Genomic DNA, 7348 nt, shown 5'->3' on the forward strand with positions numbered 1-7348 from the left:
CATGCAGCAGTTTTTCGACCTGTGGCTGGACACCGACGGGTATCAGTGCTGCGACCTGTTCGACGTCATGGCCTCGTGGTGGCGGCTCAAGGATGAGTCCAACATCCTGCTGGTGCACTACGGGGACCTCAAAGATGATCTGGCGGGCCAGGTTTCGCGGATCGCTGAGTTCTTGTCCATCGACCCCGGGTCATTGCGGATGGACGCGATCCTCGAGCACAGTTCCTTCGAGTACATGAGTGGACGGGCCGAGAAGATGGTGCCCTTCGGTGGGGGCCACATGTCCAGCGCGAAGGCCTTCTTCCACAAGGGGCCCAAGCGCGACTTCCGCACCGAGCTGACCGACGAGCAGATCGAGCGATTCGACCGCAAAGCCCTCGACAAGCTGGGCAAAGAATGCGCACAGTGGTTGGAGACGGGCGGAGTCAGATAAGCTCCGAAGCTACGCGACGCCGTTGACGCTGACCCGGGCGGCCGGACGGCCGCCCGGGTCAGTTCTTTGCGTCGACGCGAACAGGGGATGTGGACTGGTGATCGATTTCGGGGCGTTGCCGCCGGAGATCAACTCCGGTCGCATGTACACGGGCCCCGGTTCGGGACCGATGGTGGCTGCGGCAGAGGCGTGGGACGGTCTGGCCGCCGAATTGCACGCTGCGGTTGCACACTACACGTCCGCGATTTCGGGGCTGGCGGCGAAGTGGCAGGGCGCCTCATCGCTGACGATGTCGGCCGCGGCCGCTCCGTATGTGTCCTGGATGAGCGCCACCGCTGTCCAAGCCGAGCAGGCGGCGAGCCAGGCCAGGGCGGCGGCCGCCGCCTACGAGGCGGCGTTCGCGGTGACGGTTCCGCCGGCGGCGGTGGCGGCCAACCGTGCGCAACTGCTGGCGCTGGTCGCGACGAATTTCTTCGGACAGAACACCCCGGCGATCATGCAGACCCAGGCCCAGTACATCGAGATGTGGGCCCAGGACGCGGCAGCGATGTACGGCTACGCCGGATCCTCGGCGGTGGCCGCCGACCTGCTGCCGTTCAGCCCGCCGCCGCGGATCACCGAACCGGCGGGCACCGTCGCGCAGGCCGCCGCCGTCGCCCAGGCCGCCGGGACCCAGGCCGGTTCCCAGGCGCTGCCACAGCTGCTATCCGCGGTGCCGTCCACACTGCACGGCCTCGCGGGACCCGCCGCCGCGGCGGCGCCCGCGGCCACGACTTCCGCTCCGGCGGCCCCGCAGTCGCTGGCATCGGCGCTGAATTCGCTGTTGTCCTCCGCGAGCGGGCCGCTGAGCCCGCTGTCCTACTTCGGTTCGTTCGGCGCCCCCGAACTGATGGGAGCACAGAGCTATCTGCTGCCACAGGCGGGTGCGAACCTGTCCGACGCGATGGCCAAGGTGGGTGCGGCGCAGGCGATCGCCGCTGTGGGGGGGCCGGTTTCGCCGACCGGGGCGCTGGGTTCGGCGGTGACGGCCGGCGTGGGACGTGCCGGCTTCGTCGGGGGTCTGTCGGTGCCGCAGGGTTGGGCGATGGCTGCCCCGGCGGTCAAGCCGGTGGCCGCCGTGTTCGCCGATCCCGGCCCGCCCGGCGTCGCGGCCGCGCCGCCGGGCGAAGGAAACCTGTTCGGCAACGTGGCACTGTCGAGCCTGGCCGGAAGGGCGATCGCGAATACCGGCGGCACCGCCGCCCGCTCGGCCGGCGCCGCCGGGTCCACTGTCGGCGACGAGGCCGCCGGCCCGGTCAACATCTTCGTGATTCCCGCCATTCCCCCGCAGGTCTGAGGTCCGCCAATGCTTTTCGGGTTGTTGCCGCCGGAGATCAACTCCGGTCGAATGTATTCCGGTCCGGGATCGGGGCCGATGGTGGCCGCCGCCGAGTCGTGGGACACACTGGCGGTGCAGCTGCACGCCACCGCCGCCTCCTATTCCTCGGTGATCTCCGGCCTGGCGACGGCATGGCAGGGCCCGTCGGCGGTGTCCATGGCGAGCGCGGCCGCGCCGTATGCAGCCTGGATGAGCGCCACGGCGGCCCAGGCCGAGCAGGCGGCCGCGCAGGCCCGTGGCGCCGCGGCCGCCTACGAGGCTGCGTTCGCGGCGACCGTGCCGCCGGCGGTGGTCGCGGCCAACCGCAGCGAGCTGGCGTTCCTGGTGGCCACCAACATCTTCGGGCAGAACACGGCGGCGATCGCGGCCACCGAGGCCCAGTACAGCCGGATGTGGGCGCAGGACGCCTCAGCGATGACCACCTATGCCGCCCAGTCGGCGGCCGCGTCGACGGTGACCCCGTTCTCGGCGCCCCCGGCAACCACCGCCGCCGGTGCTCTCGCCCCGGCGGCGAACTTCATCTCCAGCGCGCAAACGGAGTTGGCGTCGGCCTTCGGCGCGGTTCCCGCGGCGCTGCAGAGCCTGGGGGCCGTCGTGACCGGACCGAATCCGGCCGCAGGACTGCTCACCACTCTGCAGGAATTCGCCGGTCTGCAGACGTTGAGCTCGCTCAGCTCGTATTTCGAGGACATCGGCAAACTGGTCCTGCCGGTCAATGTCGTCTTCATCAACACCATCTTCGGCCTGGTGGCCGGGGCGCGGCACGTCCTCGATGTGGGGGCCGCTGCCGGCGGTGCAGAGTCGGCGGCGTTGGCGGCCGGTCTGGGCTCGGCGCCGCCGCTGGCGAATCTGGCGGGCGTGGGTGCCGTCTCGGCGGGCGTCGGGCAGGCCGGTCTGGTCGGCGGCGTCTCGGTTCCCCCCAGCTGGGCCACCGCCACGCCGGCGATCCGGACGGTGGCGGCGGTGTTGTCCGGTGCGGGGCTGGACGCCGTCCCGGCGGCCGCGGTCAGTGAGGGCACATTGCTGAGCGGAATGGCGTTGAGCGGCATGGCCGGGGGTGCGCTGGGGGCGGGGGCACCCGCAGCGTTCGGCGGTGCGGGCGCACGACTGCGTTCCACTTCGCTCAAAGACGGCGCATCCAAAGACGGTGAGACGCCGGCGAATCTGCAGCGGCTGGTCGCCGAAATGGCCGAGAAACCCGACGACGTCCAGCATTGGTACACCGAATCGGCGGATTTGGAGAGCCTGGTCGCCAAGCTGCGGAAGAAGCCCGGCATCCACGCGGTGCACCTCACCGACGGCGACATGAATGTGAGATTGCCGCGCCCTGAATAGAGGTCGACGCGGTGGAGAAACCTGCAGCTCGGCGCCGGAATCCGAGTCGAGGCGCAGTAAATACCCAACCGGTGCACAGCCAACCGCAAGCTTGGGCCGAGAGGCTACCGGATGAATAGGATGAAGAAAACAGGCACAGAGAGGCGGTCCGTGACATCGCAACGATGACAAGCTCTTGCGCCTGCGTCCTGGATCCAGCAGAAATCCGTTGTACTGGTGTCGGTTTCGCCGACCGATCAATCGCGTCGCCGCGCCAGACGGCAAATGTCAACGTCGGCTGGAATTTTTTCGGCGGTACCGGTTTTCCGGGGCTTTTCCTGGGCCGGAAGGCTCCGATCACCTCCCTGGGTGCTGTCGGCCGGCTTGAGAATTGCTGACGGCCCGAGTACTCACTCGAAACTCGAGGACTCACTGAAACTCGAGTACTCACTGAAAGGAGGGCCACCGTGCCGAATCAACTCATCGCGTCGACTCGGGTGCTGAGCCAGTGTCTGTCCGATTCGCGGGTGGGGGAGGGCTCGCCGGTGGGGTGGGCGCTGTACACGCGGTCGTCGCACATCGTTCTTTCGACTACATGAGTGCCCGCGCGCACAGGGCGTCGTTCGGCGGTGCGCACATGTCGAGCGCCCAGCCCTTTTTCCACACGGGGCGCAACCCCGACCACCGCACCGGGCCCGCTGCCGTGGTGCAGCGCGTGCTGATGCCGCGTCATCGCCTGCTGATGGAGGCGATGGCGGTGGGCTACATCGTGGTGGCCGCGCAGTGCGACGGCCGGCACTATCTGTTCTTCCCCGGCCTCGCGGCCCTCGCATACGACGTGCTGACCCGGCCCTGGGGCAGGTGGGCCAGCCAGCCGGGGCGGCTCGTGCTGACGCCGTCGGTGGGAGCGGTTGCCGGAGTGTGGATGACCCGGCAGTTTCCGTACCATTTCCTGACCGTCGTAGCCCTTGTCACCCTGTGCCTGGTGATTGTGGCCGCGCTCAGATCAACGATCGCGCCGGCTGTCGCGGCGGGCGTGCTGCCGCTGGTCCTGGGTATCGACAGCTGGGTCTATCCCGCCTCGATAGCGGTCAGTCTCGTTGTGTTGATCGGCATATTGTTGCCTTGGAAACGGTACTGCCGACACAGATACCACTGGGCCGGCAGTACCTCGGCGAGCAATCTCGACGACATCCTCGAAGCGTCGCCCGGGACCCACGCCTGGATTGTGCCGTTTTATCTGTTCGTGACGGTGATGGCGATCTGCGCCGCGGCTTCGGGATTGCGGCTGCTGCTGTTCCCGCCGCTGATCGTCATCGCCTATGCGATGTTCGCGCATCCGCGCACGTGTCCCTGGGCCGGGAAACCGATCGCTCTGCTGGCCGCGTGCGCGTTGATGTCGACGGGGGGCTGGATCGCTGTGAGTCTCTGGGGAAAGGGTGGTGTGGCGGCCGGAGGCGCGATGGTGTTCGGCATCGTCGTACTGCGCGTCCTGAGATTTCACATGCCACCGGCGCTGGCGATCGGACTGCTTCCGCTCGTCATCGGGTCTCTCAGCATCGAATTTCCCGTCGCCGTGACCATCGGGGCAGCAGCCCTGACATTCGCCTACCTGCTGCATCGGCGGCTGACCATGAGGAGTACATCGTGACCAACGCCCAACTGACCCACGTCATCATCGTCCTGCTCTTGCTGGTCGGGCTCGCCCAGCTGCTGGGGTATGTGTTCGTGAAGCTTCGCTAACCCAAGGTGGTGGGCGAAATCCTGGCCGGCATCGTTCTGGGCCCGGCCGTGTTGGGCCAGATACCGGTCATGGACCACCTCGTCACCAGCGCCACACGTCAGGGCAACATCTTGACGTTCGTCTACTGGCTCGGCCTGCTGCTGATGTTCGTGTCCGGTGCCGAGGTGCAGCAACTGTTCGGCCGCGGGGAGCGGCGAACGGTGAGCTGGCTCGTCATCGTGGGCACCGGCATCCCGTTCCTGCTCGGCCTGAGTTTCGGGCCGCATCTCATCCGGCCCAGCCTGGCCGGGCCGCACGGAAACCGGTTGTCGCTGGTCATCATTCTCGCTGTCGGCGTCGCGGTGACCTCGGTGCCGGTGGTGTCAAAGATCTTCGCCGACCTCAACATCATGGACACCCGCTTCGCACGGCTCATCCTGGGCGTCGCCGTGCTGGAGGACATCGTGTTGTGGCTCGCCCTGGCCATCGCGACCGCGGTCGCGGCCAAGGCCGCGCTTCGGCCCGAAGAGATGGCCGTCCACCTTGCGATCACGGTGACCTACTTCGTCATCGGTCTCACCCTGGCGCCGCGCGTCATCAGGCGCATCAACGCGGCCAGGTGGAACGTCCTGGTGCAGCATTCGCCGACCGGCTACGCCATCGCGATCCTGCTGGCCTATTGCGCCGTCGCCGGAGCGCTCGACGTCAACCTCGTCTTCGCAGCGTTCTTGGCGGGTTTCGCCGTCGTGCACAAGGAACGCAGGATCTTCGACGATTCGATGGAGGCGATCAGCAAGGTCTCGTTCGCCTTCTTCATCCCGGTGTACTTCGCGATCGTCGGTCTCAAGCTCGACCTGATCCGCGGGGTTTCCCTGCCCATGATCGCGATCTTCATCGTCGGCAGATCTTCATCGTCGGCACCTGTGCGGTCAAAGTGGTCGCCGTCGCCCTGGCCGGCAGGGTCGCCGGGTTCCGGGGGCTGGACCTGGTCAACCTGGCGATCACCACCAACGCCCGTGGCGGCCCGGGGATCGTGCTGGCCAGCGTCGCCTTCGACGCCGGCATCATCAGCCCGAAGTTCTACACCACTCTCGTGGTGGCGGCCGTGCTCACCTCGCAGTTGGCCGGCGCTTGGCTCGACTACGTGCTGCGCAGGGGCTGGCCATTGCTGAAATCCGACCTGAAATCCGACCTGAAATCCGACCTGGCCGAGACGGCGTCCCTGGAGTCCACGACGGCTTCCGGGGAGGGCAATTCCGCGGCCGATCCGCTGGGCGCCCCGCATGACTCGGAGTCGGCGCCGGCGGTGAGCCGGACGCCCGCGGGCCAACCCGCCCAGGCCTAGTTCGCGGCCCGGGTCGAAACTTCCCGTTTCAATGGCCGGTCAGGCCGGCCAGCAGCAGGACACTGCCCACGACGGCGAGTAGGGCGGCTACCTCGAGGCGGCGTCGAGCGCGGATCCAGCCGTGCAACGCCGCAGTCGCAGCGCGCGTCGCCCGCGGCGCCAGCAGGCAGGCCAGCAGTGGGATTTCGACGAACGCGAAGGCCACGGCGTTGAACATCAGCAACGCGCCCACTTGCGTGGTCGCGGTGGCGCCGGAGGCCAGGATGACGGCCAGCGCTGCCAGATAGTCCACCGACGGCAGTGCGATGCCCAGGCCGGCCACCCCGGCGACCCACAGTGACCGCCCGTGCAGTAGCAGGTGTGTGCGCGCGGGCAGCCGGAGAGAACTGGATCGCCCGGTGGCGACCCGGACGGCCAGGACAGCGGCGGCGAGCAGAGCGAGCAGCCCGATCACCATCTGGACCCTGGGCAGGGTGAAGTAGGTCGAACCCACCAGGATGCGGCGGAAGACGAACAGGACGGCCAGGCCCACCGTCATGCCCATCGCGACACCGCCGGACAAGAACGCGAGCAGTTGCAGCAGCGGTCGCGGCCGCTTCAACATCAGCATCGTCATCCCGACGCGGAACGGTTCGAGGCTCACGGCAACGGCCATCACCAGGACGGTGACCAGCATGGTGAGATCCGGTTATGGACGGGCAGGCCCGTTCCCGCCGGGCATTCCGTGCCGGTGTCGGGGTTCAGGATGCGCGCCGTAGGCGACGGCGGACGAGTGTTGCATGGGCGACAGGCTACCGGGCCGTCGGCGGAGTGCTCACCGGTATCGCCACGGCCCTGGCCGTGGTGGAGCGACGCTGCGGAGCCTGGGCTCAGAGGCCGCGCGTTGCGGTGAGGCGTCGTTTCAACCGTTGGTCGCAAGTCGATAAACTGCCCGCTTCAGCAGTGTGTGCAGAGTGCCTCGGACGACGGGGCATGGTCGCGTAAGCTTGGAACGTAATACGGCTATGTATTACATTCAGGTGTGTCGGTCGACTGGTCCAACGCGGTGACTACATCGCCAAGCGCGGAGTCACACCTGAGCAGGCCGACGAGGCGCTAAACGATGCCAACGCAGTCATCTTCGACCCCGACTACAACACCATCAGCGGCCAGCAG

The 7348-nt window shown here is 67.7% G+C and carries 7 protein-coding genes; 6 read left to right on the forward strand and 1 reads right to left on the reverse strand.

The genetic code is table 11. The features are described from left to right. From ACOJVU_RS20035 to ACOJVU_RS20060, 6 genes are all read left to right on the forward strand, one after another. Positions 1–433, forward strand: a 433-nt coding sequence (locus ACOJVU_RS20035; RefSeq protein ID WP_421531378.1) for a sulfotransferase domain-containing protein, incomplete at its 5' end; no start/stop codon positions are given. A gap of 100 nt (positions 434–533) precedes the next feature. Then, positions 534–1769 carry a PPE family protein gene (locus ACOJVU_RS20040; protein WP_421531384.1) on the forward strand — a complete coding sequence of 412 codons (1236 nt, stop codon included), beginning with the start codon at positions 534–536 and terminating at the stop codon, positions 1767–1769. Positions 1770–1778: 9 nt separating this feature from the next. Beyond that, the gene (locus ACOJVU_RS20045) at positions 1779–3146 is read left to right on the forward strand and encodes a PPE family protein (RefSeq protein ID WP_421531379.1); all 1368 of its coding nucleotides are present in this window, start codon (positions 1779–1781) and stop codon (positions 3144–3146) included. Between the two features lie 574 nt (positions 3147–3720). Further along, positions 3721–4776: a hypothetical protein gene (locus tag ACOJVU_RS20050; protein WP_421531380.1), complete on the forward strand. Its 1056-nt coding sequence runs from the start codon at positions 3721–3723 to the stop codon at positions 4774–4776. A gap of 98 nt (positions 4777–4874) precedes the next feature. Continuing rightward, the gene (locus ACOJVU_RS20055) at positions 4875–6020 is read left to right on the forward strand and encodes a cation:proton antiporter (protein WP_421531381.1); all 1146 of its coding nucleotides are present in this window, start codon (positions 4875–4877) and stop codon (positions 6018–6020) included. After that, positions 6014–6193, forward strand: coding sequence for a hypothetical protein (locus ACOJVU_RS20060; RefSeq protein WP_421531382.1), 180 nt, complete (start codon positions 6014–6016; stop codon positions 6191–6193). The genes ACOJVU_RS20055 and ACOJVU_RS20060 overlap by 7 nt, the downstream gene beginning before the upstream one ends. A 28-nt stretch (positions 6194–6221) precedes the next feature. On the opposite strand, the gene ACOJVU_RS20065 is transcribed toward ACOJVU_RS20060, so the two are convergent. Beyond that, on the reverse strand, positions 6222–6869 hold the full coding sequence (locus ACOJVU_RS20065) for a GAP family protein (protein ID WP_421531383.1): 648 nt from the start codon (positions 6867–6869) through the stop codon (positions 6222–6224). Positions 6870–7348: the final 479 nt, after the last annotated feature.

Origin of the sequence: Mycobacterium sp. THU-M104, from assembly GCF_049197365.1 — a bacterium.
Classification (GTDB): Bacteria; Actinomycetota; Actinomycetes; order Mycobacteriales; family Mycobacteriaceae; genus Mycobacterium.

What these genes read in the sequence shown, in the direction of transcription:
- ACOJVU_RS20050 (WP_421531380.1), top strand. Translation starts at nt 3,721, where the DNA reads ATGAGTGCCCGCGCGCACAGGGCGTCGTTCGGCGGTGCGCACATGTCG.
- ACOJVU_RS20065 (WP_421531383.1), bottom strand. Translation starts at nt 6,869, where the DNA reads ATGCTGGTCACCGTCCTGGTGATGGCCGTTGCCGTGAGCCTCGAACCG.
- ACOJVU_RS20045 (WP_421531379.1), top strand. Translation starts at nt 1,779, where the DNA reads ATGCTTTTCGGGTTGTTGCCGCCGGAGATCAACTCCGGTCGAATGTAT.